This is a genomic window from Geomonas sp. Red32 (assembly GCF_023652955.1).
Classification (GTDB): domain Bacteria; phylum Desulfobacterota; class Desulfuromonadia; order Geobacterales; family Geobacteraceae; genus Geomonas.
Window position 1 is genome coordinate 1,182,624 of the sequence record NZ_JAKLOY010000001.1, and the last position, 23,223, is coordinate 1,205,846.

The 23,223-nt window shown below is 63.6% G+C and carries 19 protein-coding genes, 1 tRNA gene and 1 other RNA gene; 12 read left to right on the forward strand and 9 right to left on the reverse strand.

Going from position 1 to position 23,223, the window contains the following annotated elements; all coding sequences use genetic code 11:
• Positions 1-121: 121 nt before the first annotated feature.
• From L4X63_RS05175 to mfd, 3 genes are all read right to left on the reverse strand, one after another.
• Positions 122-1,084 (reverse strand): peptidylprolyl isomerase, encoded by a 963-nt coding sequence (locus L4X63_RS05175; protein WP_250677519.1) that lies wholly within the window; start codon positions 1,082-1,084, stop codon positions 122-124.
• 79 nt (positions 1,085-1,163) lie between these two features.
• Positions 1,164-2,108: a peptidylprolyl isomerase gene (locus L4X63_RS05180; protein WP_250677520.1), complete on the reverse strand. Its 945-nt coding sequence runs from the start codon at positions 2,106-2,108 to the stop codon at positions 1,164-1,166.
• Between the two features lie 53 nt (positions 2,109-2,161).
• A complete protein-coding gene (gene mfd, locus L4X63_RS05185) occupies positions 2,162-5,635 on the reverse strand; it encodes a transcription-repair coupling factor (RefSeq protein WP_250677521.1) in 3,474 nt (1,157 codons plus the stop codon).
• Positions 5,636-5,804: 169 nt separating this feature from the next.
• Here mfd and L4X63_RS05190 point away from each other — a divergent pair, with 169 nt between their 5' ends.
• The 8 genes from L4X63_RS05190 (at position 5,805) to L4X63_RS05225 (ending at position 13,442) form a co-directional block, all read left to right on the forward strand.
• Positions 5,805-6,149 (forward strand): hypothetical protein, encoded by a 345-nt coding sequence (locus tag L4X63_RS05190; protein WP_250677522.1) that lies wholly within the window; start codon positions 5,805-5,807, stop codon positions 6,147-6,149.
• A 120-nt stretch (positions 6,150-6,269) separates the two neighbouring features.
• Positions 6,270-6,360, forward strand: a tRNA-Ser gene (locus L4X63_RS05195).
• 30 nt (positions 6,361-6,390) lie between these two features.
• An RNA gene (gene ffs / locus L4X63_RS05200) (signal recognition particle sRNA small type) lies at positions 6,391-6,489 on the forward strand.
• 94 nt (positions 6,490-6,583) lie between these two features.
• On the forward strand, positions 6,584-8,350 hold the full coding sequence (dnaX, locus tag L4X63_RS05205; protein ID WP_250677523.1) for a DNA polymerase III subunit gamma/tau: 1,767 nt from the start codon (positions 6,584-6,586) through the stop codon (positions 8,348-8,350).
• A gap of 50 nt (positions 8,351-8,400) precedes the next feature.
• A complete protein-coding gene (locus L4X63_RS05210; protein WP_250677524.1) occupies positions 8,401-8,715 on the forward strand; it encodes a YbaB/EbfC family nucleoid-associated protein in 315 nt (104 codons plus the stop codon).
• A gap of 139 nt (positions 8,716-8,854) precedes the next feature.
• Positions 8,855-9,448 (forward strand): recombination mediator RecR, encoded by a 594-nt coding sequence (gene recR / locus L4X63_RS05215; protein WP_250677525.1) that lies wholly within the window; start codon positions 8,855-8,857, stop codon positions 9,446-9,448.
• A 123-nt stretch (positions 9,449-9,571) separates the two neighbouring features.
• Positions 9,572-13,147 (forward strand): pyruvate:ferredoxin (flavodoxin) oxidoreductase, encoded by a 3,576-nt coding sequence (nifJ, locus tag L4X63_RS05220; protein ID WP_250677526.1) that lies wholly within the window; start codon positions 9,572-9,574, stop codon positions 13,145-13,147.
• A 94-nt stretch (positions 13,148-13,241) separates the two neighbouring features.
• Complete coding sequence (locus L4X63_RS05225; protein ID WP_250677527.1) at positions 13,242-13,442, forward strand: cold-shock protein; 201 nt, start codon at positions 13,242-13,244, stop codon at positions 13,440-13,442.
• A gap of 184 nt (positions 13,443-13,626) precedes the next feature.
• On the opposite strand, the gene L4X63_RS05230 is transcribed toward L4X63_RS05225, so the two are convergent.
• Positions 13,627-14,247, reverse strand: coding sequence for a pentapeptide repeat-containing protein (locus L4X63_RS05230; RefSeq protein ID WP_250677528.1), 621 nt, complete (start codon positions 14,245-14,247; stop codon positions 13,627-13,629).
• A 252-nt stretch (positions 14,248-14,499) separates the two neighbouring features.
• Between L4X63_RS05230 and uvrA the strand changes: the two genes are divergently transcribed.
• From uvrA to L4X63_RS05250, 4 genes are all read left to right on the forward strand, one after another.
• Positions 14,500-17,355: an excinuclease ABC subunit UvrA gene (uvrA, locus tag L4X63_RS05235; RefSeq protein ID WP_250677529.1), complete on the forward strand. Its 2,856-nt coding sequence runs from the start codon at positions 14,500-14,502 to the stop codon at positions 17,353-17,355.
• 82 nt (positions 17,356-17,437) lie between these two features.
• The gene (locus L4X63_RS05240) at positions 17,438-17,608 is read left to right on the forward strand and encodes a hypothetical protein (protein WP_250677530.1); all 171 of its coding nucleotides are present in this window, start codon (positions 17,438-17,440) and stop codon (positions 17,606-17,608) included.
• Positions 17,609-17,694: 86 nt separating this feature from the next.
• Positions 17,695-18,270 carry a hypothetical protein gene (locus L4X63_RS05245; protein ID WP_250677531.1) on the forward strand — a complete coding sequence of 192 codons (576 nt, stop codon included), beginning with the start codon at positions 17,695-17,697 and terminating at the stop codon, positions 18,268-18,270.
• 12 nt (positions 18,271-18,282) lie between these two features.
• On the forward strand, positions 18,283-19,830 hold the full coding sequence (locus L4X63_RS05250) for a class I SAM-dependent methyltransferase (protein WP_250677532.1): 1,548 nt from the start codon (positions 18,283-18,285) through the stop codon (positions 19,828-19,830).
• An 8-nt stretch (positions 19,831-19,838) separates the two neighbouring features.
• Here L4X63_RS05250 and L4X63_RS05255 read toward each other — a convergent pair whose 3' ends face one another.
• The 5 genes from L4X63_RS05255 to L4X63_RS05275 form a co-directional block, all read right to left on the reverse strand.
• Entirely contained in the window at positions 19,839-20,825 is a 987-nt protein-coding gene (locus L4X63_RS05255; RefSeq protein ID WP_250677533.1) for a serine/threonine protein kinase, read from the reverse strand.
• A gap of 82 nt (positions 20,826-20,907) precedes the next feature.
• On the reverse strand, positions 20,908-21,507 hold the full coding sequence (locus L4X63_RS05260; protein WP_250677534.1) for a shikimate kinase: 600 nt from the start codon (positions 21,505-21,507) through the stop codon (positions 20,908-20,910).
• 72 nt (positions 21,508-21,579) lie between these two features.
• On the reverse strand, positions 21,580-22,296 hold the full coding sequence (locus tag L4X63_RS05265) for a PilZ domain-containing protein (protein ID WP_250677535.1): 717 nt from the start codon (positions 22,294-22,296) through the stop codon (positions 21,580-21,582).
• Positions 22,297-22,447: 151 nt separating this feature from the next.
• A complete protein-coding gene (locus L4X63_RS05270) occupies positions 22,448-22,879 on the reverse strand; it encodes a hypothetical protein (RefSeq protein WP_250677536.1) in 432 nt (143 codons plus the stop codon).
• A 9-nt stretch (positions 22,880-22,888) separates the two neighbouring features.
• Complete coding sequence (locus L4X63_RS05275; RefSeq protein ID WP_250677537.1) at positions 22,889-23,185, reverse strand: hypothetical protein; 297 nt, start codon at positions 23,183-23,185, stop codon at positions 22,889-22,891.
• Positions 23,186-23,223: the final 38 nt, after the last annotated feature.

Sequence of the window (23,223 nt, forward strand, 5' to 3'; positions counted from 1 at the left end):
GATTTGGAGCTGTCTAGAGGGGGGGGACGAAAAGGGGCTGAAGGCTGGGAGGATTTGCAAAAGCAAGGGGACTGGCATCTTCGGAGCCAGTCCCCTTTTCAATCAAGGTGTTCGGCGGAGGTTACTGCTTGATCTCGATGGCGGCGGAGCTGCGGAGGTCCTTCACCCACTGGGCGAAGCGCTCGTCGGACTTCTTCTTGTAGAGGATGTCCTCGATCTCGCTTTTCACGTCGTCGAACGGCTTCCCGGCGCTGACGGTCTTCTCCTCGAGCTTGATGATGTGGAGACCGGCGGGGCTCATGACCACCGGGCTGATCTCGCCCGGCTTCATGGCGGCCACCGTGTCGCCTATTTCGGCTACCATGTCGGAGCGCTTGAAGGTTCCCAGGTCGCCGCCGTCCTTGGCCGCGTTCGGGTCGCTGCTGTACTTCTTGGCCAGCTCTGCGAAATCCTTACCTTCCTTGGCCTGCTTCAGCACTTCGTTGGCCTGCGACTCGGCCTTGGCCAGCGTTTCGGCGGTCGGGTTCTTGTCGAGCTTGAAGAAGATGTGGCGGGCCCGGTACTGCTCGTCGGCCCCGTAGCGGGTGCGGTTGGCGTCGTAGTACTCGCGCAGCTCCCGGTCGCCCACCTGGATCTTGCTCCGGACCTCCTGGCTCATGAGCCTGAGCCGCTCGAGCTGCTCTTTGAGCTGCGCCTTGTACTGCTCGAAGGTGGTGCCCTGGGCGGCCAGGGCCTGGGCCAGCTGGGCCTGGGTCATGTTGTTGTTCTGGCGGCGGACGTCGTCGATGGCGGCCTTGACCTCCTCGTCGGAGACCTTGATGTCGAGCTCCTTGATCTTCTGCTCGATCAGGCGCTTGTCCACCAGCCTGCTCAGGGCGGCGCTCTTGAGTCCCATCTTCTCGGAGGCGGGAAGCTTCTCGGCCTCCTTGAGCAACTGGGTGTACTCCCTGTCGACCTCGAGCTTGGTGATGATGTCCTCGTTGACGGTGGCGGCGATGCCGTCGATGACCTGCGCGGCGTGTGAAGGGAGGGTGGGGAGGAGAAGCAGTGCTGCCAGGGCGATGCCCGCAATGATCTTTGACATGGTCGTTCTCTTTGGTGCTGGTTAGCAAAAGCGGCCGGACTTTCGCCCGGCCGCCTGGTTCCCGATTATCTGGTCGCTGCTACGGTTTCTTCGGCTGAGCCGGCTGGGCGGGCTCGGCCGGCTTGCCAGCGGCCCCGGCCTGGCCACCGTCGGCGGCGCCGGTCTTCAGCTGCTTGAGGGCGTCTTCCTTGATGTCGATCTTGGCGCTCTTCTTCAGGTCCTCTTTGAGCTTCTTGAAGACTTCCTGCTGCTTCTGCGGGAGGATCGCCTGCTTGATCTGGTCCTTGACCTCCTCGAAGGAGCGGGTGCCGGCCGCACGCTTGCCGGTCAGCTTGATGATGTGGTAGCCGAACTTGGTCTTCACGATCCCGGAGACCTGACCTTCCTTGAGGCCGAAGGCGACGTTCTCGAAGTCGGGAATCATGGAGCCGCGGCCGAACCAGCCGAGGTCGCCACCTTTCTGGGCGGCACCGTCCTGGGAGTACTTCTTGGCGAGATCTTCGAAGCTGGCGCCGGCTTTGAGCTGCTTCTCGATGTCCTTGGCCTGGGCCTCGTCCTTCACGAGGATGTGGCTGGCCTTGATCTGCTCGCCGGTTTTGAACTTGTCGATGTTCTTGTTGTAGAAGTCCTTCAGCTCTGTGTCGCTCAGGCTGGCCGATTCCTCGACCTTCTTCTTGAGGTAGGCCTCGACGATGACGCGTTTTTTCAGATCCTCAAGCTTGGCGGCCACCGCCTCGCTCTTGTCGATGCCGTCTTTCTTGGCCTGCTGGATGATGAGGTCGCGCACCACCATGGTGTCGAGCATCTCCTTGCGCCCTTCCGGCGTTTCGGTCATCGGCTTCAGGTAGGGGGGAAGGTTCTCCTGCTCCCGGTAGAAATCCTGGTCGGTGATCTTCTCGCCGTTCACCTCGGCGATGACGGCGCCGCTCGACTCCTTCTTGGTTTCGCCCGCCTCTTTCTTGCATCCGGTAACGGCCACGCAGAGGGCGAGGGCCAGCAGGATGGCAGTTTTCCTGAAGTGCACGGTAAGCTCCTTTTTATCGTAAATATATTCAAATCCATGAGACGCTAGCATAATCACCCCAGGCATTTCAAGACATTTCTGGCCTCGTTGAGGACCCCGTCGAAGGAGCTGTCGGCGACCTTGGCGTAGAGCCTGAAGTCAGGCGTGAAGCGGTATTTCCCCTTCTCCTTCCTGAGGAGCGCCATGATGGCATCGGGGGAGACCGGGGTCCTTTCGTGGAAGGCGAATCCGAGCTCGTCTCCGGCCAGCTCGATCTCCTTCACCAGGAACTTCTTCAGCAGCACGCGGAGCCGCATGACCTCCAGGAGATAAACGGCGGCCTGCGGCAAGGTCCCGAAGCGGTCCACGAGCTCGGCCCTGATGTCGTCGATCTCGGCCTCGTCGGCCGGCTGGGTGAGTTTCTTGTAGATGAGGAGCCGCTGGTTGGGGTCCTTCACGTACTCCTCGGGGATGAAGGCGGGGACCTTCAGCTTGATCTCCGGCTCGATCCGCTCCGGCATCTCCTCGCCCTTGAGGGTCCTGACCGCCTCGTCGAGAAGCTCGGCGTAGAGCTCGTAGCCGACCGCCGCGATGTCGCCGCTCTGCTTGGCCCCCAGAAGTTCCCCGGCGCCCCGGATCTCGAGGTCGTGGGTGGCGATCCTAAAGCCCGCGCCCAGCTCGGTGATGTCCTGGATGATCTTCAGCCGCTCGCGCGCGTCCGGCGAGATGGCCCCCTCGCCCGGGATGAGGAGGTAGGCGTAGGCGCGCTGCTTGGAGCGGCCGACCCGGCCCCGCAGCTGGTAGAGCTGGGAAAGCCCGAAGGTGTCGGCGCGGTTGATGATGAGCGTGTTGGCGGTCGGAATGTCGATCCCGCTCTCGATGATGGTGGTGCACAAAAGGAGGTTCGCCTCGCCGTGCATGAAGGAGAGCATCACCTTCTCGAGCTCCTTCTCCGCCATCTGGCCGTGGCCGACCACGATGCGCGCCTCCGGGACGATGCGGCGCAGTTCGTCCGCCATGGCGCCGATGGTCTGCACCCGGTTGTGGACGAAGAAGACCTGGCCGCCGCGGCGGAGCTCCCGCAGCACCGCCTCCCGGATCAGCTCGTCGGACGAGCGGGAGACGAAGGTCTTGATGGCCAGCCGGTCCACCGGCGGGGTGTCGATGATGGAGAGGTCCCGGATCCCCATGAGCGACATGTAGAGCGTCCTCGGGATCGGGGTTGCGGTCAGGGTGAGGATGTCCACCACGGCGCGGAACTGCTTGAGCCTCTCCTTGTGGGCCACCCCGAAGCGCTGCTCCTCGTCGACGATCAAAAGCCCCAGGTCCTTGAAGACCATGTCCTTTTGCAGCAGGCGGTGGGTCCCGATGATGATGTCCACCTCCCCCTTCTTGACCCCTTCCAGGATCTGCTTCTGCTCCTGGGGGGTGCGGAAACGGGAGAGCATCTCGACCCGCACCGGGTAATCCTTGAGCCTCGCCGAGAAGCTCTCCAGGTGCTGCTGGGCGAGCACGGTGGTCGGGACCAGGATGGCCACCTGCTTGCCGTCCAGGGTGGCCTTGAAGGCGGCCCGCATGGCGACCTCGGTCTTGCCGTAGCCGACGTCGCCGCAGACCAGCCGGTCCATCGGGCGGGTGCTCATCATGTCGGAGAGCACCTGGTCGATGGCCGAGGCCTGGTCGGGGGTCTCCTCGAAGGCGAAGGAGGCTTCGAACTCCCGGTACATGTCGTCGGGAGGGGTGTACTGGAATCCCTGCTGGACCTCGCGGGCGGCGTGGATCTTCAGAAGTTCCGCCGCCATCTCCTGGACTTCGCTTCGCGCCTTGGCCTTGGCCTTTTCCCACCCGGCGGCACCCAGGCGGTCGAGCTTGGGCTCCACCCCTTCGGCGCCGACGTAGCGCTGCACCAGGTTGATGCGGTCGACCGGGAGGTAGAGCTTGTCCCCGCCGGCGTACTCGAGGAGGAGGAAATCCCCCTCCATCCCGGTGAGGGCGATGTGCTCGAGCCCCCGGTAGATGGCGACCCCGAAATCGATGTGGACCATGTGGTCGCCGGGTTTGAGTTCGGCGAGCGAGGTGAGGAGCTGCTTCTTCCGCGCCTCGGAGAGCCCGCGCCTCTTCACCCTCTTGCCGAAGATCTCCTCCTCGGCGATGACGACCAGTTTTTCGGCTTCCAGCCTAAAGCCGCGCGAGATCTCGCCGATGAGGATCTCCACCCGGCCGGGGGGGCGCTGGGCGGCGCCCGGGAAACGCTCCTCGGAGATCTCCAGCGGGAGGCGGTAGTGGGAGAGGAGCTCGTAGAGGCGCCGGGCCTGCCCCGCCTGGTGGCAGGGGATGAGCACCCGGTTCTGGGCGGCGATCCAGGAGACGATGCGGTCGGTGAGAGGGGAAAGCCCTCGCTCTCCTTCGGTATTGAGCTCCGGTTTGAGGTCGGCGTTGGCGTGGGTGGCCAGGCGGATCACCTCGCCTCCCGCCCCTTCCAGCTGGAGCCGGGGGAGGAGCAGCCGGCGCCCTTGGGCGAGCCGCTCCTCGAGGAGGGGGGGGGAGAGGAAGAGCTCCGCCGGATCGCAGGTGATGGCGTCGCGGAGCTCGGCGCGGGTGTAGGCCGCCTCGAGGTCGGCGCTGAAACGCTCGGCCGCCTCGGCAAGCGCCTCGGGATCGACCCCGACGTAGACGGCGTCCGCCCCGGCATAGTCGAGAACGCTCTCGAGGCCGGGATGGAAAAGGGGCTGCAGGAAATCGATGCCGGGGGGGTAGATGGCGCTTTGCAACTGCTCCAGGAGCTCGCGCCGGCGGTCGGCGCCGATCCCCAGGTGGTCGCAGCGCCGCTTGAGCCTCGGGGCGAACGCCTTCAGCACCTCCTCGGAGAGGATCACCTCGCGGGAGGGGAGCAGCACCAGCTCCTCCAGGGGCTCCAGCGAGCGCTGGGTGACCGGGTCGAAGAGGCGCATGGTCTCGACGAGGTCGCCGAAGAACTCGACCCGGACCGGTTTCTGCTGGTCGGGAGGGAAGATGTCCAGGATGCCGCCCCTGACCGAGAAGCTGCCGCGGTCCTCGACGATCGGGACGTGGGAGTAGCCGAGCTTGACCAGCTTGGCCACCAGCTCCTCGCGCTCGATATCCTCGCCGGACAGCAGGTACTGGCAGACTTCGCCCAGGGTCTGGCGCGGGATCACCCGCTGCAGCAGGGAGGAGAGCGGGAGCACCAGGGTGCGGACCCGCCCGTCCAGAAGGCGCACCAGGGCGTTCAGGCGTTCCCCGACCACGTCGGGATGGGGCGAGGCGGTGTCGAAAGGGGTGACGTCCCAGGAAGGGAAGCCGAGGACGGAGTCCGGGTGGCTGGCGTAGAAACGGAGCTCCTGCACCAGTTCGTCGGCCCCCTCCTGGTCGGCGGTCACCACCACCAGGGGGGCGTCCATGCTCTGGGCGAGCCGGGAGAGGAGGTAGGCAGGCGCCGACCCCTCCAGCCCGGACACGCTGACGAGAGCGGCGGGGGAGGCGAGTTGCCCGGTTAGGCGGCGTATGTAATCGGGATCAGGCATGGTCATCGCGAATGGAGAGGCCGTTCCGGTGGGGGGAACGGCCCGATCCAACATACCACAGTGGGCATCCCCTTTGGCAAGAGAGATCGATAAAAAATATAAAGTAAATGGCCGGTGCTGCCGAAAACGTAGGTATGTGCCGCGAATACCGGGCTATAGCGCAAAAAGGTGAAACATGAAAGACGACGAGATCATCCACTCAGACGTGCTCAATTACTTCAATGCCGAGTTCGATGCCCTCGACGAGCGGCTGAGAACCGGAAAGCTCGACTACAAGGAGCGCGTGCTGGTGAGCCGTAAAATCGACGAGGCGGTGCATCTTTTGGCCCCCTACGTCAGGAGCGACCCCCGTGCGCGTCACCTGGTCAGGAGTGCGGAGGCGCTCAAAAAGGAATTGCTGTCGGTGCGCGAGATGATCGTGAAGCAGCTCAAGACCGAGGATCAGCAGGCCCTCTGGCAGGCCATCACGGAGCGTAAGACCACCGGCCAGGGGAGCGACGGCCCCGATACCGCCCATTGAAGACCCCGCCCCGGCCGGCGCCTCTCCGCGTGGGGGACCGGCCGTCCTTAATGAATTTGTCTCTTCCTGCAAAAATCGCTTTACAATTCACAAACCGTATATTATATATCGTTTTCCTGTGGAGAGATGTCCGAGTGGTTGAAGGAGCACGCCTGGAAAGCGTGTGTACGTTAATAGCGTACCGAGGGTTCGAATCCCTCTCTCTCCGCCATATAAAAATTTCTTTGCGGACAGATCTGATAGCTGGGTCCCGCGCAACGGAAGGTTATGAACCCCGTCAGGTCCGGAAGGAAGCAGCGGCAGTAACCGCCACCGTGTGCCGCGGGGTAGCCCAGCTATCAGCTCTTTCCGCAATCCCCCGCACTCCCTTCCCCGCTTTTTTCGCACTTCGTCATCACCTAACTTACACGACTTGAGCCGAGAGGTTGTTTCCCTTGTCCTATCTCGTCCTTGCCAGAAAGTGGCGTCCCCAGACCTTCAGCGACTTGGTCGGGCAGGAGCACGTCAGCCAGACGCTCAAAAACGCCATCGAGGGGGGGAGGGTCGCCCACGCGTTCCTCTTCACCGGCGCCCGCGGGGTGGGTAAGACCAGCTCGGCGCGCATCCTTGCCAAGGCCCTGAACTGCGAGTCCGGTCTCACCGTGGAGCCGTGCAACAAGTGCTCGGCCTGCCTGGAGATCACCGAAGGCAATTCGGTCGACGTCTTCGAGATCGACGGCGCCTCCAACACCGGGGTCGACGACATCCGGGAACTGCGGGACAACATCAAGTACCTCCCCTCCCGCTCCCGCTACAAGATCTTCATCATCGACGAAGTCCACATGCTGACCACCAACGCCTTCAACGCGCTGTTGAAGACGCTGGAGGAGCCCCCCGCCCACGTCAAGTTCATCTTCGCCACCACCGAACCCCACAAGGTACCCATCACCATCCTGTCGCGCTGCCAGCGCTTCGACTTCAAGAGGATCCCGCTGCCACGCATCGTGGCGAGGCTCCGCTACATCGTCGACCAGGAGGGGGTGAGCGCTTCCGACGAGGCGCTGACCGTAGTGGCGAGGAAGGGGGACGGCTCCATGCGCGACTCCCTCTCCACGCTCGACCAGGTGCTCGCCTTCTGCGGGAACACGGTCTGCGACACCGAGGTCACCGCCCTTTTGGGGGTGGTGGACCGCCGGCTGATCGCCGAGGCGACCCGCGCGGTCCTGGACGGCGAGGTGCGGAGCGTGCTGGAAATCGTGGCCAAGGTCGATTCCTTCGGCTACAGCATGCGCCAGTTCTGCCACGAGCTGATCGATCAGTTCAGGAGCATATCCATCCTGAAGGCGGTGGGGAACGAGACGGGGGAACTGCTCGATCTCTCCGAGGCCGAGCTGGACGATCTCCGTGCATTGGCTGCCTCCACCACCCTGCCGGACCTGCAGAGAAGGCTCACCCTGCTCTTAAAGGCCGAGGGGGAGATGGCCCACTCCGGGTTCCCCCGCCTCATGCTGGAGCTGGCCCTGATGAAGATGGCTACCCTGCCGCCAGCGGTTCCGGTGCAGGAGCTTTTGGCCCGGCTGGCCGCGCTGGAAGGGGGCGCTCCCCTGGCTCCCCGCCCGGCCCCGCAGGGAGCCCCGGCTCCCCGGCAGCAAGGCCCGGCTCCGTCCGCTCAGGCGGCACCGAGGCCGGCCGCTTCCCAGCCGGTCATGCGCGATCAGGCTCCGCCCGCGGCTCCGGTAAGGGGACAGGCAGCTGCGGAGCCCGCCCCCCAGCGTTCGCAGGCTCCGGCCGGACCTCCCGTCGACGAGGGGGATCTCTGGGGGAGCCTGGTCAACTTCGTGAAAGCGAAGAAGCGCATGCTCGGCTCCCAGCTCGAGCATGTGCGCCCCGTCAAGATCTCGCGGAGCCTGCTGGAGATCGGCTGCTTGACCGGTTCGTTCGAGTTGAAGTACCTGCAGGACCCCGAGCAGCTCAACGAGCTCAAGGAGCTCGCCAAGCTCCACTTCGGAGGCAACCCGGTCGTCAAGGTGGTGGCCCTCAACGAGGTTCCGGCCAACGCGCCTCCCACCCTGGAGGAAAAAAAAAGCCATGAGAATGCCGAACGGAAGGCAACCCTGAGGCGCGAGGCGGAGGGGCACCCGCTGGTGGCGGCCGCCGTGGAGCTCTTCGATGGGGAGATCGCGGACGTGACGGAGCTCCCCAAGGAACTCCCTGAAACATAACAACGTTAGACGGTTTACGTTTACGACAATACAGAAACGGAGGAATAACGATGTCCAAAGGTTTAGCTCAGATCATGAAGCAGGCTCAGATGATGCAGCAGAAGATGGGGAAGCTGCAGGAAGAAGCGGCCCAGAAGACTGCCGAGGTCACCACCGGCGGCGGCGCCGTCACTGCCGTGGTTAACGGCAAGAACGAAGTTCTTTCCCTCACCATCAAGAAGGAAGCGGTCGACCCGGAGGACGTGGAAATGCTGCAGGACCTGGTGCTGACCGCCATCAACGAGGCCCTGAAGAAGGTCCACACCGAGATGTCCGAAGAGATGAGCCGGATTACCGGCGGCCTGAGCATCCCGGGCCTTTTCTAAAGTCACGGCAGGTTTGTACCGGCGGTTGAGAAAGGGCGCAGGCGGTATGCCGTGCGCCCTTTCGATTACCGGCTGCTGGTACAAAAATTTTTTTAGTGAAATCAACCAATAAAAAAATGTTTTATCCGCGGTGGGAAATATGCTACATTTTTCGGACTCGTTGACCCGGCTGGTGGGAGAGCTGAAAAAACTCCCCGGGGTGGGCGAGAAAAGTGCCCTCAGGCTCGCCTTTCACCTGATGAAATCGCCGGCCAACATGGAGGCCCTGGCGGACAGTCTGTTGCAGGTGAAGGAGCGGGTCGGTTTCTGTTCGGTCTGCTTCGCCATCACCGAGACCGATCCCTGCTGGATCTGCTCCGGCGAGCGGGACCCCGCCACCCTCTGCGTGGTGGAAGAGCCCCAGGACCTCCTGGCCCTGGAGCGGAGCCGGGCCTTCAGGGGGCGCTACCACGTGCTGCAGGGGGCGCTCTCCCCGCTAAACGGCGTCACCCCGCGTGATCTGAGGATCGCCGAGCTTTTGGAACGGCTCAAAACGGGGGAGGTCCGCGAGGTGCTGATCGCCACCAACTTCACCGTGGAGGGAGAGGCCACCGCCCTCTACCTCACCAAGCTTATCAAGCCGCTGGAGATCAAGGTCACCAGGCTGGCCCACGGCATCCCGATCGGAAGCGATCTGGAGTACGTGGATGCGGCTACCGTCCAAAGGGCCGTCGAGGGGCGTTCGGAGCTTTAGTCCCGCCCCCCCTGGCGGCCCGTGTTTGTTCCCGTTTGACAGCTTTGCGACTACTTGATTCGTTGAGATAGCAATTTCACCCCTAGGTTCGACCGGTTCTCTAAACCCAACAGGAGGAAATCAATGTCCCGCAGAATGGTAACAATCGACGGCAACACTGCAGCAGCCCACGTGGCCCACGCGACCAACGAGGTGATCGCCATTTACCCGATCACCCCTTCGTCGGTGATGGGCGAGATCTCCGACGAGAAGAGCGCTCGCGGCGAGAAGAACATCTGGAATACCGTTCCGTCGGTAGCCGAGATGCAGTCCGAGGGTGGCGCTTCCGGTGCCGTCCACGGCTCCCTGCAGGCCGGCGCGCTGACCACCACCTTCACCGCCAGCCAGGGCCTCTTGCTGATGATCCCGAACATGTTCAAGATCGCCGGCGAGCTGACCTCCACCGTCTTCCACATCTCGGCCCGCGCCATCTCGGCTGCCGCCCTCAACATCTTCGGCGACCACTCCGACGTCATGGCTGCCCGCGCCACCGGCTGGGCCATGCTCTGCTCGAACAACGTGCAGGAGGTCATGGACTTCGCCCTGATCGCCCAGGCCGCCACCCTCAGGGCCCGCGTGCCGTTCATGCACTTCTTCGACGGCTTCAGGACCTCCCATGAGGTTCAGAAGGTCGAGGAACTCACCTTCGACGACATGCGCGCCATGATCCCCTCCGAACTGGTGCAGGCGCACCGCGACCGCTGCATGACCCCGGACCGCCCGGTCATGCGCGGCACCGCCCAGAACCCGGACGTCTACTTCCAGGGGCGCGAGACCGTCAACCCCTACTACCCGGAATGCCTCACCATCGTCCAGGAAGAGATGGACAAGTTCGCCAAGGTGGCCGGCCGTCAGTACAAGCTGGCCGAGTACGTCGGCGCCCCCGACGCCGAGCGCGTCATCATCGTGATGGGCTCCGCCGCCGACACCGTCCAGGAGACCGTGGCTACCCTCACCGCCGCCGGTGAAAAGGTCGGCCTCCTCAAGGTCCGCCTGTTCAGGCCGTTCCCGGTCGCCGCCATCGCCGCCGCCCTGCCGGCTTCCGTGAAGAAGATCGCCGTCCTCGACCGCACCAAGGAGCCGGGCTCCCTGGGCGAGCCGCTCTACCTCGACATCCGGACCGCCATCGGCGAGGCGCTGGCCGACGGCCAGTGCAACTTCAAGCAGTACCCGATCATCGTCGGCGGCCGCTTCGGCCTGGGCTCCAAGGAGTTCACCCCGGGGATGGCCAAGGGGGTCTTCGACAACCTCAAGGCCGACAAGCCGAAGAACCACTTCGTGGTCGGCATCGTCGAGGACGTCACCAACTGCTCGCTCGACTACGATGCGAACTTCGTGAACCCCTCCGCCGGCACCTACGCCGCCATGTTCTTCGGCCTGGGCTCCGACGGCACCGTCGGCGCCAACAAGAACTCCATCAAGATCATCGGCGAGCTGACCGACAACAACGTCCAGGCCTACTTCGTGTATGACTCCAAGAAGGCCGGTTCGGTGACCACCTCGCACCTCAGGTTCGGCAAGAACGAGATCCGTTCCCCGTACCTGATCAACCAGGCCGACTTCGTCGCCTGCCACAACTTCTCCTTCCTCGAGAAGTACGACATGCTCGTCAGCGCCAAGGAAGGCGCCACCTTCCTCCTCTGCTCGCCGTTCGAGCACGACCAGGTCTGGGACTCCATGCCGGTCGAGGTGCAGCAGCAGATCATCGCCAAGAAGCTCAAGTTCTACGTGATCAACGCCATCGAGCTGGCCGAGAAGCTCGGCCTGGGCGCCAGGATCAACGTGATCATGCAGACCGCCTTCTTCAAGATCTCCAACATCATCCCGCTGGAGACCGCGCTGGCCGCCATCAAGGACGCCATCAAGAAGTCGTACGGCAAGTCCGGCGAGAAGGTCGTCGAGATGAACAACAAGGCGGTGGACGCCGCCCTGGAGAACATCTTCGAAGTGGCCGTCCCGGCCGCCGCTACTTCCAAGCTGACCAAACCGCCGGTCGTCGGCGCCCACGCTCCGGAGTTCGTCCAGAACGTGACCGCCACCATGATCGCCGGCCTCGGCGACCAGCTCCCGGTTTCCAAGATGCCGGCCGACGGCACCTTCCCGACCGGCACCTCGCAGTACGAGAAGCGTAACATCGCGGTCGACATCCCGGTCTGGGACGAGGCCCTCTGCATCCAGTGCGGCATCTGCTCCTTCATCTGCCCGCACGCCACCATCAGGATGAAGGTCTACGACGCCGACAAGCTCGCCGGCGCCCCGGCCACCTTCAAGGCGGCCGATGCCCGCGGTAACGAGTTCAAAGGGATGAAGTGCACCGTCCAGGTCGGTCCGGAAGACTGCACCGGCTGCGGCGCCTGCGTTGCCAACTGCCCGGCCAAATCCAAGGAAGATCCGAAGCACAAGGCCATCAACATGAAGTTCCAGGCCCCGCTCAGGGCTTCCGAGGCTGCCAACTACGACTTCTTCCTGGCCATTCCGGACACCAACCCGGCCCTCGTCAAGCCGGAGACCCTCAAGGGGAGCCAGCTGATCACCCCGCTCTTCGAGTACTCCGGTGCCTGCGCCGGCTGCGGCGAGACTCCGTACCTGAAGCTCCTCTCCCAGCTGTTCGGCGACCGGGCCCTGATCGCCAACGCCACCGGCTGCTCCTCGATCTACGGCGGCAACCTCCCCACCACCCCGTGGGCGAAGAACAAGGACGGCCGCGGTCCGGCCTGGTCCAACTCCCTGTTCGAGGACAACGCCGAGTTCGGTTTCGGCATGAGGCTCGCCGCTGACAAGTTCAACCAGGCCGCTCTCGAGCTCCTCGCCGAGCTCCAGGGATGCTCCTGCTCCGCCTGCGCCGGCATCAAGGACGTCATGGCCGAGATCGTTGCCGCCGACCAGGTCACCCAGGCGGGCGTCGAGCTCCAGCGCGGCCGCGTGGCCAAGCTGAAGGAAGCCCTCGCCACCTGCAACGAGCCGGCTGCCAAGCAGCTCCTCCCGCTGGCCGACTACCTGGTCAAGAAGTCCGTCTGGATCGTGGGCGGCGACGGCTGGGCCTACGACATCGGCTACGGCGGCCTCGACCACGTCATCGCTTCCGGCAAGAACGTGAACCTCCTGGTCCTCGACACCGAGGTCTACTCCAACACCGGCGGCCAGGCTTCCAAGTCCACCCCGATGGGCGCCGTCGCCCAGTTCGCGGCGGGCGGCAAGCCGCAGGCCAAGAAGGACCTCGGCATGATCGCCATGGCCTACGGTAACGTCTACGTGGCCAAGGTGGCGCTCTCCAACCCGGCCCAGTGCGTGAAGGCCTTCATCGAGGCGGAAGCCTACGACGGCCCGTCCCTGATCCTCGCCTACAGCCACTGCATCGCCCACGGCATCGACATGGCCACCGCCGTCGAGACCCAGAAGCGTGCGGTCGCCTCCGGCCACTGGCCGCTGGTCCGTTACAACCCCGAGCTGGCCGAGCAGGGCAAGAACCCGCTCATCCTCGACTCCAAGGACCCGAGCATCTCGCTCGAAGAGTACGCCTACGGCGAAAACCGCTACCGCGTCCTCAAGAAGAACAACCCCGAGGCCGCCGCGGCCCTCATGGCCCGCTCCACCGAGCTTACCGCCCGCCGCTACGACCTCTACAAGAAGATGGCGGAGATGGAGTTCGGGAAAGAATAGTCTTGACACTCCCGGGGCCAATTCATAAAATCCTACATGTGCCGGGAATCCTCCCGGCACTAATTAAAGAAGAAAGTAACAGGAGAACGCAGTAATGGCAAAAGGTGTAGTGAAGTGGTTCAACGACAGCAAAGGGTTTGGTTTCATCGAGCAGGATAACGGCGAGGACGTATTCGTACACTTCTCCGCGATCAAGGGCGACGGTTTCAAGTCCCTTGCTGAAGGTGATGCCGTTGAGTTTGACGTGCAGAATGGGCCGAAAGGCCTGCAGGCCGCCAACGTCACCAAAATTTAAAGCCGAGCTTTAAAGCTACCAAAAAGCCCCGGAGTGACCCTCCGGGGCTTTTTTAATTGGGAGCGGGTTGTTGAGGGGAAGAAAAGTCCCCCTTGATAAAGGGGGCTTTAGGGGGATTTGCCTTGCGGTCCGTCAACGGCAAATCCCCCCTGTCCCCCCTTTGACAAGGGGGGGCCTGATTCTGCTACTCGATGCAACTCCCGACTGAGCCGGGGCGGCAAACGGTCCGGTCGATCCAGAGGGCCCCTTCCATGCGGGTCCCCACCAGCCGCGTGCCGCGCAGGCGCGCCTGGTTGAGCGAGGCACCCTTGAGATTGGCCCCGGAGAGATCGGCGAGCTCGAGATCGGTGTCGGCCAGGTCGGCCCGCTCGAGATTGGCCTGCTTGAGGTTCGCGCGGTTGAAGCGGACGCCGCTCAGATCCATCCCGACCAGGCTCAGACCGCTCAGATCGGTCCCCGAGAGGTCGCGGGTGGTAGCGAGGATCCCTTGGACTTCCGCGGAGGTGAGCCTGCGGTCGGTGACCTTCACGACCTTGACGGCCGCGCCGCTGGCGTCACCTTTGTGCGCCTTCGCCGACCGCTTTTTCTTCGCGTGAACCTTCTTCTTCGCCGGCTTCTTGGCCTTCGCCGGAGGGGTTTCCGCCTCACGGGCAAGGGCGGCCAGCTTCAGCTCCGCCTCCTTGAGGGCGGCCGCCTCGTCCTTGCCGGTCGCGGGGCCGGGGGCGGGGGGCGCGGGCCAGGCGGGGATGGCGAGGCTCAGGCCGAGGATGACGGGCGTGACGATACGGGCAAAGGAGCGTTTCATGGTGCTCTCCCTGAATGGCGATTGACTCTCATACTGGCCGGTGCGAGGGCCGGTACAGCTATCTTATCGGCCCGCCGCCGGAAAACTGTACAGCTAAACGAACCTCCCTTCCCCCCCGCCGCTCTGCGGAAAGGGAGGGACGGATGAGGAGTATCTTTCCACAACCCCCGTGCCGTGTAAAAGGCCTCCCGGGTATGCTACTATTGAGGCTGCGGCTCGTGCAAAGCTAGAGAACGACAGATTGGGAGTGAAATGGCGACTGATAAAATAGTGGTAAAGGGTGCCTGCGAACACAACCTCAAGTGCATCGACGTTGAGATTCCCCGCGACAAACTCGTTGTCATCACCGGCATCTCCGGTTCTGGCAAATCAACCCTCGCTTTCGATACCATCTACGCAGAAGGGCAAAGGCGTTACGTAGAGTCGCTCTCCGCCTATGCCCGCCAGTTCCTGGAGCAGATGGAGAAGCCCGACGTGGAATCGATCGAGGGACTCTCTCCGGCCATCTCCATCGAGCAAAAGACCACCAGCAAGAATCCCCGCTCGACCGTTGGCACTGTAACCGAGATCTACGACTACCTGAGGCTCCTCTTCGCCCGCATCGGCAAGCCCCACTGCTACAACTGCGGGCGCATCATCACCTCGCAGACGGTGACGCAGATGGTGGACCAGGTCATGGCATTCCCCCAGGGGGCCAAGCTCACCCTCCTCTCCCCCCTCGTCCGCGGCAGGAAAGGGGAGTACAAGAAGGAACTCCTGCAGCTCCGTAAGGACGGCTTCGTCCGGGTCATCGTGGACGGCACCACCTACGACCTCGCCGAGGAGATCGTACTCGACAAGAAGAAAAAGCACGACATCGACATCGTGGTGGACCGCCTGGTGGTCAAGCCGGGGATCGAACGGCGGCTGGCGGATTCGCTGGAGACGGCGCTCTCCCATGCCGAGGGGATCGTCAAGGTGGCTCTGTCTCCTGACAAGGAGCGGGAGATCGAGGAGGAGACGCTGCTCTTCTCGGAGTCGTCGGCCTGCATCGAATGCGGCATCTCCTATCCCGAGATGACCCCGCGCATGTTCTCCTTCAACAACCCCTACGGCGCCTGCCCCGACTGCACCGGCCTCGGTACCAGGATGTACCTCGACGAGGAGCTGGTGGTTCCGGACGCGGCCCTGACGCTGCGGGAGGGGGCCATCGCCCCGTGGGAAAAGCGTTTCTCGGGGTGGTACCAGCAGACCCTGGAGGCCTTGGCCAAGTCCTACGGCTTCGACGTCCACACCCCCTACAATAAACTCTCCAAGGACGCCAAGGACGTCATCATGAACGGCTCGAACGGGGAGCTGGTCGACTTCTGGTGGGAGGACGAGAGTGGGAAGCGGCACTTCTACCGCAAGGCGTTCGAAGGGGTCCTCAACAACCTTGAGCGCCGCCACCGCGAGAGCGATTCCGAGATGGTGCGTGAAGAGCTCGAAAAGTACATGAACGTCATGCCGTGCCCCACCTGCAACGGCGCCCGTCTCAAGAAGGAGGCGCTCTTCGTGCTGGTGGGCGAACGGAACATCCAGCAGGTGACCGCCCTTTCCATCAAGGATTCCCTGCACTTCTTCGAGTCGCTGGAGCTGACCGAGAAGGAGGAGGACATCGCCCGCCGCATCCTGAAGGAGATCAGGGAACGGCTGAACTTCCTGGTCAACGTCGGCCTCGACTACCTGTCGCTTGACCGCTCCTCGGGGACCCTTTCAGGTGGTGAGGGGCAGCGTATCCGGCTCGCCACCCAGATCGGCTCCTCCTTGGTCGGGGTGCTCTACATTCTGGACGAGCCCTCCATCGGTCTCCACCAGCGCGACAATACCCGGCTTCTGAACACCCTCCGGCACATGCGGGACCTGGGGAACACGGTGCTCGTGGTCGAACACGACGAGGAGACCATCGAGGAGGCCGACTGGGTGATCGACATGGGCCCCGGCGCCGGCGTGCACGGGGGCGAGGTGGTGGCCGAGGGGACCCCGGCCGAGATCATGGCCAATCCCCATTCGCTCACCGGGCTCTACCTCTCCGGCAAGCTCGCCATTCCGGTTCCCAAGAAACGGCGCGAGGGGAACCGCTTCCTCACCATCGAGGGGGCCAGCGAAAACAACCTCAAGGGGGTCTCGGTGGAGATCCCGCTCGGGGTGATGACCTGCGTCACCGGCGTGTCCGGCTCCGGCAAGTCCACGCTGGTGATCGACACCCTCTACCAGCTCTTGAACCAGAAGCTCTACAAGAGCCGGGAGAAGGCGGGGGCGGTCAAGGACATCCGGGGCATCGAGGTGCTCGACAAGGTCATCAACATCGACCAGTCCCCCATCGGGCGCACCCCGCGCTCCAACCCGGCCACCTACACCGGGCTCTTCACCGAGATCCGGGACATCTTCGCCCAGCTCCCGGAATCCAAGATGCGTGGCTACAAGCCGGGACGCTACTCCTTCAACGTGAAGGGGGGGCGCTGCGAGGCCTGCTCGGGGGACGGCATCATCAAGATCGAGATGCACTTCCTCCCCGACGTCTTCGTCCAGTGCGAGGTCTGCAAGGGGGCGCGCTACAACCGCGAGACCCTGGAGGTGAAGTACAAGGGACGCTCCATCGCCGAGGTGCTCGACATGACCGTCTCCCAGGCGCTCACCTTCCTGGAGCACATCCCCCGCATCAAGAGCAAGCTGAGGACGCTCGAGGAAGTCGGCCTTGGCTACATCAAGCTCGGCCAGTCGGCCACCACCCTCTCCGGCGGGGAGGCCCAGCGGGTCAAGCTCGCCAAGGAACTCTCCAAGAGGGCCACCGGGCGGACCATCTACATCCTCGACGAGCCGACCACCGGCCTGCACTTCGCCGATATCGCCAAGCTTCTCGAGGTACTGCACAAGCTGGTCGACGCCGGCAACAGCATCGTGGTCATCGAGCATAACCTCGACGTCATCAAGACCGCCGACTGGATCGTCGACCTCGGCCCCGAGGGGGGCGACCGGGGGGGCGAGATCATCGCCACCGGAACCCCGGAACAGGTGGCCGAAGTCCCCCGCTCCTATACCGGTCAGTACCTGAAGAAGATGCTCGACAAGGGAGGGAAGAAGGGATAGCCGCCCAGGGGCCTGCCGCCGGAGCCCCGCCGGGAGCGGAGCGGCGGCGGTCAACTAACGCCAGAGTGGCCGGAGGTACGCCATGGAAAAGGAAGGAAGCGGGTGCGGTTGCAGCGGCCGGGACGGGGAATGCCCGGCCTGCGGCATGGACGCGATCCTGTCGTACTGGTGCGACTCCTGCCGCCGCTCGGTTCCGGATAAGCGCTGTCCTCATTGCGGATTGAAGGCGAAACGCAAAAAGCTGAGCCCGTGAGAGTAGCACTATTTATAGAATGGATTAAGGTTAATAGTAAGGGTCAACCATCACACCGGAACTGAATAAGCGACTGGACTACCGCCATGAGAAAGGTGCTGCTACTTCGACTGCTGGCCGTTATCTGCTTGACCGTGGAGATGGGTTGTGCTTCCCTATTGCCGCGCAGCAAGCAGGTAGCGGAATCCCCTTGGACGGAGTACGCAGACGCCAAGAAGGCGTTCGATGCCATCACCATCGGCAAGACAACGGTGGACGATCTGAAGGATCTGGGCTTCGACATCAAGGGGTCTCCTAACATCAAGGTGCTGAACTACCTCGACATAGCGGCCAACGTTCAGAGTATTCCGCTGCAGGAACTCGATCCCGGCCTGCAGGCGTGTCTGAGGGCGCGCTCCGATTGCAGGGCCTATGTCTTCGAGCCCTCCCGTATAAACAGTAAACGGATCGGCAGCTTCTGGCTCGACATCTTCAATTTCAGGAAAAAAACCCACGAGACGGGATGGCGCTTCAAGGCGCTGATCGTCTTCATCGACCACCACGTGGCCTACAAACTCTCCAGTGGCGAGCCCCAGATCGATACCATGCAGGACCAGGTGAATCCGCTGGGACCCTTGCAGTCGCCGGCCGGTATCTTCACCAAATTGATCCCGGGGATGTAGCTTTGCGTTGGAATGCAATGGCAGTACGTTGAGGATGGCATGGATTGGAAGGACGGTTACATAACCGGAATAGAGTACGTACACGGCGTCTACCGCGAGCTGGCCCCCTCCGTACTAAACATGGCGCTGCTTCTCCAGAGCCTCGAACCGATTCCCCTCCAGGAAGGATTCACCTACTGCGACCTGGGGTGCGGGCAGGGCGAATCCGTCAACCTCTTCGCCGCCTGCCACCCGGAAGGGCGCTTCCACGCCGTCGATTTCAATGCCGCCCACATCGCGGGCGCCCGCACCCTCGCTTCCCGCACCGGCCTCAAGAACGCCACCTTCTGGGAGGCGAGCTTCTCCCAGCTGGAAAGCATCACCCTCCCCGACTTCGATTTCGTGGTCATGCACGGGATCTACAGCTGGGTCGGAGAGGAGAACCGGCGGTACATCCGCGAGTTCCTCCGCAAGAAGCTCAAGCCGGGCGGTGTCGTCTACCTGAGCTACAACTCCCTCCCCGGCTGGAGCCCCCACGCTCCGCTGCGCCAGCTCCTTTCCTCCTATGCCGACAGCCAGCCGGGAACTCTCGAGCAGCGGGTCGACCGCGCGGTCGCCTTCGCCGAAAGGCTGAAGGAGGCCGGCATCGCTCTCTTCGACGGCGGCACCTCGACCAGGGATTTCTTCGAGTACCTCTGCACGCTTCCCCGCAACTACATCGCCCACGAGTTTTTCAACCGCGACTGGACCCCCTACTACCATGCCGACGTGGTGCGCGAGCTCGCTCCGGCAGGGCTCGCCTTTGCGGGGGCGGCCAATTTCGTCGACCACCAGGACATGCTTCGCTTCTCTCAGCCCCAGCAGGAGATCCTGGACGAGGTGGCCGACCGGGTGTTGAGGGAGACGCTGAAGGATTTCACCGCCTGTCCGATGCTGCGGCGGGATATCTTCACCAAGGGGCGGCCGCGCCTTACCCCCGAAGAGCAGGTAGAGCGCTTCCGTGCGCAAAGGCTCGCGCTGGTGGTTTCGGCAGGATCTTTGGAAAGAAAGGCGCTTTTCCCGGTGGGGGAGGTGCTGTTCGACCGCGAGCTCTACGATCCTATCCTGGCCGCCCTGGACCAACGGCCCCAGACGCTGGATCAGCTGATGCAGCGCGACGAGCTCGCCTCGCTGCGGATCGGGAGGGTGGTGGAGGCGCTGCTGGTGCTGTTGTCGGCGGAGTGCCTGCTGCCCGCCGTGGAGCCGCCGCTTTTGGCCACCATCGCCGTGAAGAACCTGAACGCCGCGCTCCTGGACCGGGAGCTGAACAACCTGGAGAAGCTCTCCCTCGCCTCCCCCGTTCTGCAAAACGCCCTCAAGCTCGAATGGCTGGAACGTCTGCTGATCGCCTGCCAGTCCACCGGCGCGGGGAGCGACCCGGTCCCCTGGATCTGGGACAACATGAAGGCCCACAACCACAAGCTCTCCCGCGACGGTGAGATCCTCATGTCCGAGGAGGATAATCTCGCCGAGCTCCGCTCCCAGGCCGAAACCTTCCGCAACGAAAAACTCCCCCTGCTGCGAAAGCTCGGGATCGTCTAGCTCGCACCTCAGTCAAGCTCTAGCGGATCCTCTTCCAGCGCGGCCAGCTGTTCGCGCAGCTGCAGAATGTGCTCGCCCCAGTAGCGCACCGTGTTGAACCAGGGGAAGGTGCTCGGGAAGATGGGATCCTCCCAGCGGCTTCCGAGCCAGGCGCTGTAGTGGAGCATCCGCAGCGCACGCAGCGGTTCCACCAGCCGGAGCTCGCGCCGGTCGAAGTCGCGGAATTCCCGGTACCCCTTCATCAATGCCTCCAGCTGGGCCATCCTTCGTGGCCGCTCTCCCGAAAGCATCATCCAGAGATCCTGCACCGCCGGCGCCATGCGGGCGTCGTCGAAGTCCACGAAGTGGGGATTGTCGTCCCGCCAGAGGATGTTCCCGGCGTGGCAGTCGCCATGGGTCCGCAGGTAGCGGATCTCCCCGGCTGCGGCGAAGGCCGCCTCGATGGCGGAGAGGAGCTGGGCGGTGACCGCGAGATAGCTTTCCCGGTATTCGGCGGGGATGAAGCGTTCCGAGATGAGCGCGACGCTCTGGTGCCCGAAGCTGTCGCTGTCGAGCCGGGGACGTTCCTCGAAGGGGCGGACGGCACCTACGTTGTGCATGCGGGCGAGCAGGCGTCCGAGGATAAGCAGGTTGTCGAGGTTGTCGAATTCGGGGGCGTGTCCTCCCTGCCGGGGGTAGAGGGCGAACCGGAAGCCATGGAAATGAAAGACGCTCTCCCCCTTCCCGTTGCGGACCGGCGCCACCACCGGGAGCTCGTGCTCGACCAGTTCGGCGCAGAGGTCGTGCTCCTCGGCGATCTGCCGGTCGCTCCACCGCCCGGGGCGGTAGAACTTGGCGATCAGCGGCGATCCCTCCTCGATTCCCACCTGGTAAACGCGGTTTTCGTAACTGTTCAGGGCCAGGGTGCGGCAGTCGCTTCGAAGGCCCTGGCTTTCGACGGCGTCGATGATGAAGTCGGGGGTGAGGGTGTGAAAAGGGTGCTGGCTGTGGGACATAGCGCTCTCCTGGTTCCGGGATGGCGCATCATACCATCAATGGCTCCGGGAACAAAGGAGAAGCAGGGATGATGTCTCCCGGTCAGGGGATGGGCGATGCGCCCCCGTGGAGAGGAAGGACCCCCGCGTTTCGTAACGCCGCGAGGACGTTTTCCGCCTCCTCTTCCGGCGGCTCGTGGGAGGTCCGCACCACGATGGTCGCGTGGCGCCGGTAGAGGGGAAGCCGCTCCCGGTGCAGAGCCTCGATCCCCCCCTCCGGCATCCCCACGATCCCGCGAGGGGCTTCTCCATCGACGTGGCGCCGGATGACGTCGGCGGGGGCGTCGAGAAAGACCAGGGTGGCGAGGGAGGCGAGGTGTTCCATGGCGGCCTCGGAGTAGACCACGCTCCCCCCGGTGGCGATCACGGTGGGACGGGGGGGAGCCAGTTCGAGCACGGCCCGTTCCTCGACCCGCCTGAACTCCACCGCTCCCAGCCCGTTCACGAGTTCCTGCAACGGCTTGCCGTGGGCTGCCTCGATGAGCTTGTCGGTGTCGACGAAATCCCACCCCAAACGGGAGGCGACGATCCTCCCCACGATGCTCTTCCCGGAACCGGGCATGCCGATCAAGGTCAGGTTGGGACGGGGGGGGAACACCGGGGCCGGTGCGCCCGGGGGATGACGGTGGTCGCGGTGGGGCATGATTGGATCTCCGGGATAACCTTTCCCATTAAGAATGCAACGGGAGGGGGAAGGACGCAAGTGGACTCCACCTCAAAGGGAAGCGCGGAGCTCCTTCAGGAGTTCGTGTTGACGCTGGTTGATGTACACCGACAGCAGGTGCTCGGAGTGCTGAGTGTGGCCGAAGCCCAGCACGAGCTTGTAGGGAGGGGTCTCCCCGGCGATGCGTATCACCGTGGACGGGATCTCGACGTCGAGGGTTTCGTTGGTGAGGGGGGCCAAAAGATGGAGCTGCAGCTCGGCTGGGTCTCCCGGCGTCAGCGGCGGGCGGGTAAGGGTTAAGAGGCAGCACCCCTCCAGGGAAATATCGTGGGCCAGCCCGTGGATCTTGCAGCCGGCAGCCGTGGCGACCATGTTGACCGGCCGCTTGAAACGGACCCGGACGGCGCTGCGGCGGTTGACGTAGAGCTCGCAGTAGCTGAAGTTGTGCAGCCGGACGGTGCAGCGGCGGATGTCGATGCTCTCCAGCTGGGCGAGGACCGGGGTTTCGACCAGGGGGGACTGGATGTACGCCTCGCTGCAGTGGGAGATGGCCGCCAGCTGGAGCTCGCAGGTCTCCAGCTCGATGTGGTTCCCCTTGACCTCCCACAGCGAGGCCGGGTGGGAGATCGGCATCTCCTTGTAGATATTGGTCAGCACGATGCGGGGATCGCCGTCTCCCGCCATGAGACAGGCGAAGCGGTCGATAAACGCCTGCTGCTCGTCGGCGTTGGGGGGCGCGGGAAGGGTACGGTTCTGATCGCTGTCCATGGCGGTCGTCCATTGGCTGCGAAAGGCAGTGAAACGATGACTGCCCGATGGGCAAAACGGGCTCCAGGCGGCGTGGCGCGGGAATCGGCGTGCGTCAGCAACGGAAAAGCATTAGCAAAGATTAATCTAGAAAGGGCTGTCGTGCAACCGCTCAGTACCAGGGGTACCCCTGGGCCCGGCGGCGGACGAAGTGTTCGACGAGAAAGAAGGGGCGGATGAAGATCACCTTCTTGCGGCGGAGGTCGAAAAGATCGATGGCGAAGTGATAGAGGCAGCCGGCCAGAAGGTAGAGGACAGGGGGATACCAGAGGGCGAGGAGGGCGAGCAGGATGAAGAAGTCGATGGTGTGGAAGAGGCAAAGCCCCACGTAGGGGATCCGGGTCTGGATAGGCTGCAGATCCCTGAAGTAGGCGAACATCCCGGAGACGCTCAGGGAGCGCCTGCGCTGCACGTATAAAAGGTAGTGGTCGACGTCGATCAGCACCGAGCCTACCGCGAAGAGGGCGAGCTCGTGGCCGGTGAGAAGGGGAGCGAGAGGCACCGCCGCCACCGCGGTCAGCGCCAGATGCTGGGTGAGCGTCATCCCCTTCTCCTACAGAAGCGTTGCCTTCAGGAGGGATTGCAGCTCGCGGTTGTCGCCGGACTCGTTTTTGACGATGGCCTTGCGCTCCTTGCGGCTCAGGAAGGCCGAGATGTGCTCGTTGGCAAGCTCCGAGCTCCCGGCGATCGAGGTGGAGAGGATGCAGAGGATCTGGACCGGGAGACCATTGCGGTAGCCGTCCACCAGCTTGCCGATCTCGGCCCGGCGCTGGTCGTAGCTCCAGCTCTCGTACAGTTCGTCGCCGAGGTTGTTGAGCTTGCTGCCTATGCTGCTTAGTTTGTCGAGCATGATCCCTCCGTGTTCGATGGTGCGGCGCCGGGGAGCGG

Coding starts and splice junctions, on each gene's coding strand:
- L4X63_RS05175 (WP_250677519.1), bottom strand. CDS start 1,084: ATGTCAAAGATCATTGCGGGCATCGCCCTGGCAGCACTGCTTCTCCTC.
- mfd (WP_250677521.1), bottom strand. CDS start 5,635: ATGACCATGCCTGATCCCGATTACATACGCCGCCTAACCGGGCAACTC.
- L4X63_RS05190 (WP_250677522.1), top strand. CDS start 5,805: ATGAAAGACGACGAGATCATCCACTCAGACGTGCTCAATTACTTCAAT.
- L4X63_RS05210 (WP_250677524.1), top strand. CDS start 8,401: ATGTCCAAAGGTTTAGCTCAGATCATGAAGCAGGCTCAGATGATGCAG.
- recR (WP_250677525.1), top strand. CDS start 8,855: ATGCTACATTTTTCGGACTCGTTGACCCGGCTGGTGGGAGAGCTGAAA.
- nifJ (WP_250677526.1), top strand. CDS start 9,572: ATGTCCCGCAGAATGGTAACAATCGACGGCAACACTGCAGCAGCCCAC.
- L4X63_RS05225 (WP_250677527.1), top strand. CDS start 13,242: ATGGCAAAAGGTGTAGTGAAGTGGTTCAACGACAGCAAAGGGTTTGGT.
- L4X63_RS05230 (WP_250677528.1), bottom strand. CDS start 14,247: ATGAAACGCTCCTTTGCCCGTATCGTCACGCCCGTCATCCTCGGCCTG.
- uvrA (WP_250677529.1), top strand. CDS start 14,500: ATGGCGACTGATAAAATAGTGGTAAAGGGTGCCTGCGAACACAACCTC.
- L4X63_RS05240 (WP_250677530.1), top strand. CDS start 17,438: ATGGAAAAGGAAGGAAGCGGGTGCGGTTGCAGCGGCCGGGACGGGGAA.
- L4X63_RS05245 (WP_250677531.1), top strand. CDS start 17,695: ATGAGAAAGGTGCTGCTACTTCGACTGCTGGCCGTTATCTGCTTGACC.
- L4X63_RS05250 (WP_250677532.1), top strand. CDS start 18,283: ATGCAATGGCAGTACGTTGAGGATGGCATGGATTGGAAGGACGGTTAC.
- L4X63_RS05255 (WP_250677533.1), bottom strand. CDS start 20,825: ATGTCCCACAGCCAGCACCCTTTTCACACCCTCACCCCCGACTTCATC.
- L4X63_RS05260 (WP_250677534.1), bottom strand. CDS start 21,507: ATGCCCCACCGCGACCACCGTCATCCCCCGGGCGCACCGGCCCCGGTG.
- L4X63_RS05265 (WP_250677535.1), bottom strand. CDS start 22,296: ATGGACAGCGATCAGAACCGTACCCTTCCCGCGCCCCCCAACGCCGAC.
- L4X63_RS05270 (WP_250677536.1), bottom strand. CDS start 22,879: ATGACGCTCACCCAGCATCTGGCGCTGACCGCGGTGGCGGCGGTGCCT.
- L4X63_RS05275 (WP_250677537.1), bottom strand. CDS start 23,185: ATGCTCGACAAACTAAGCAGCATAGGCAGCAAGCTCAACAACCTCGGC.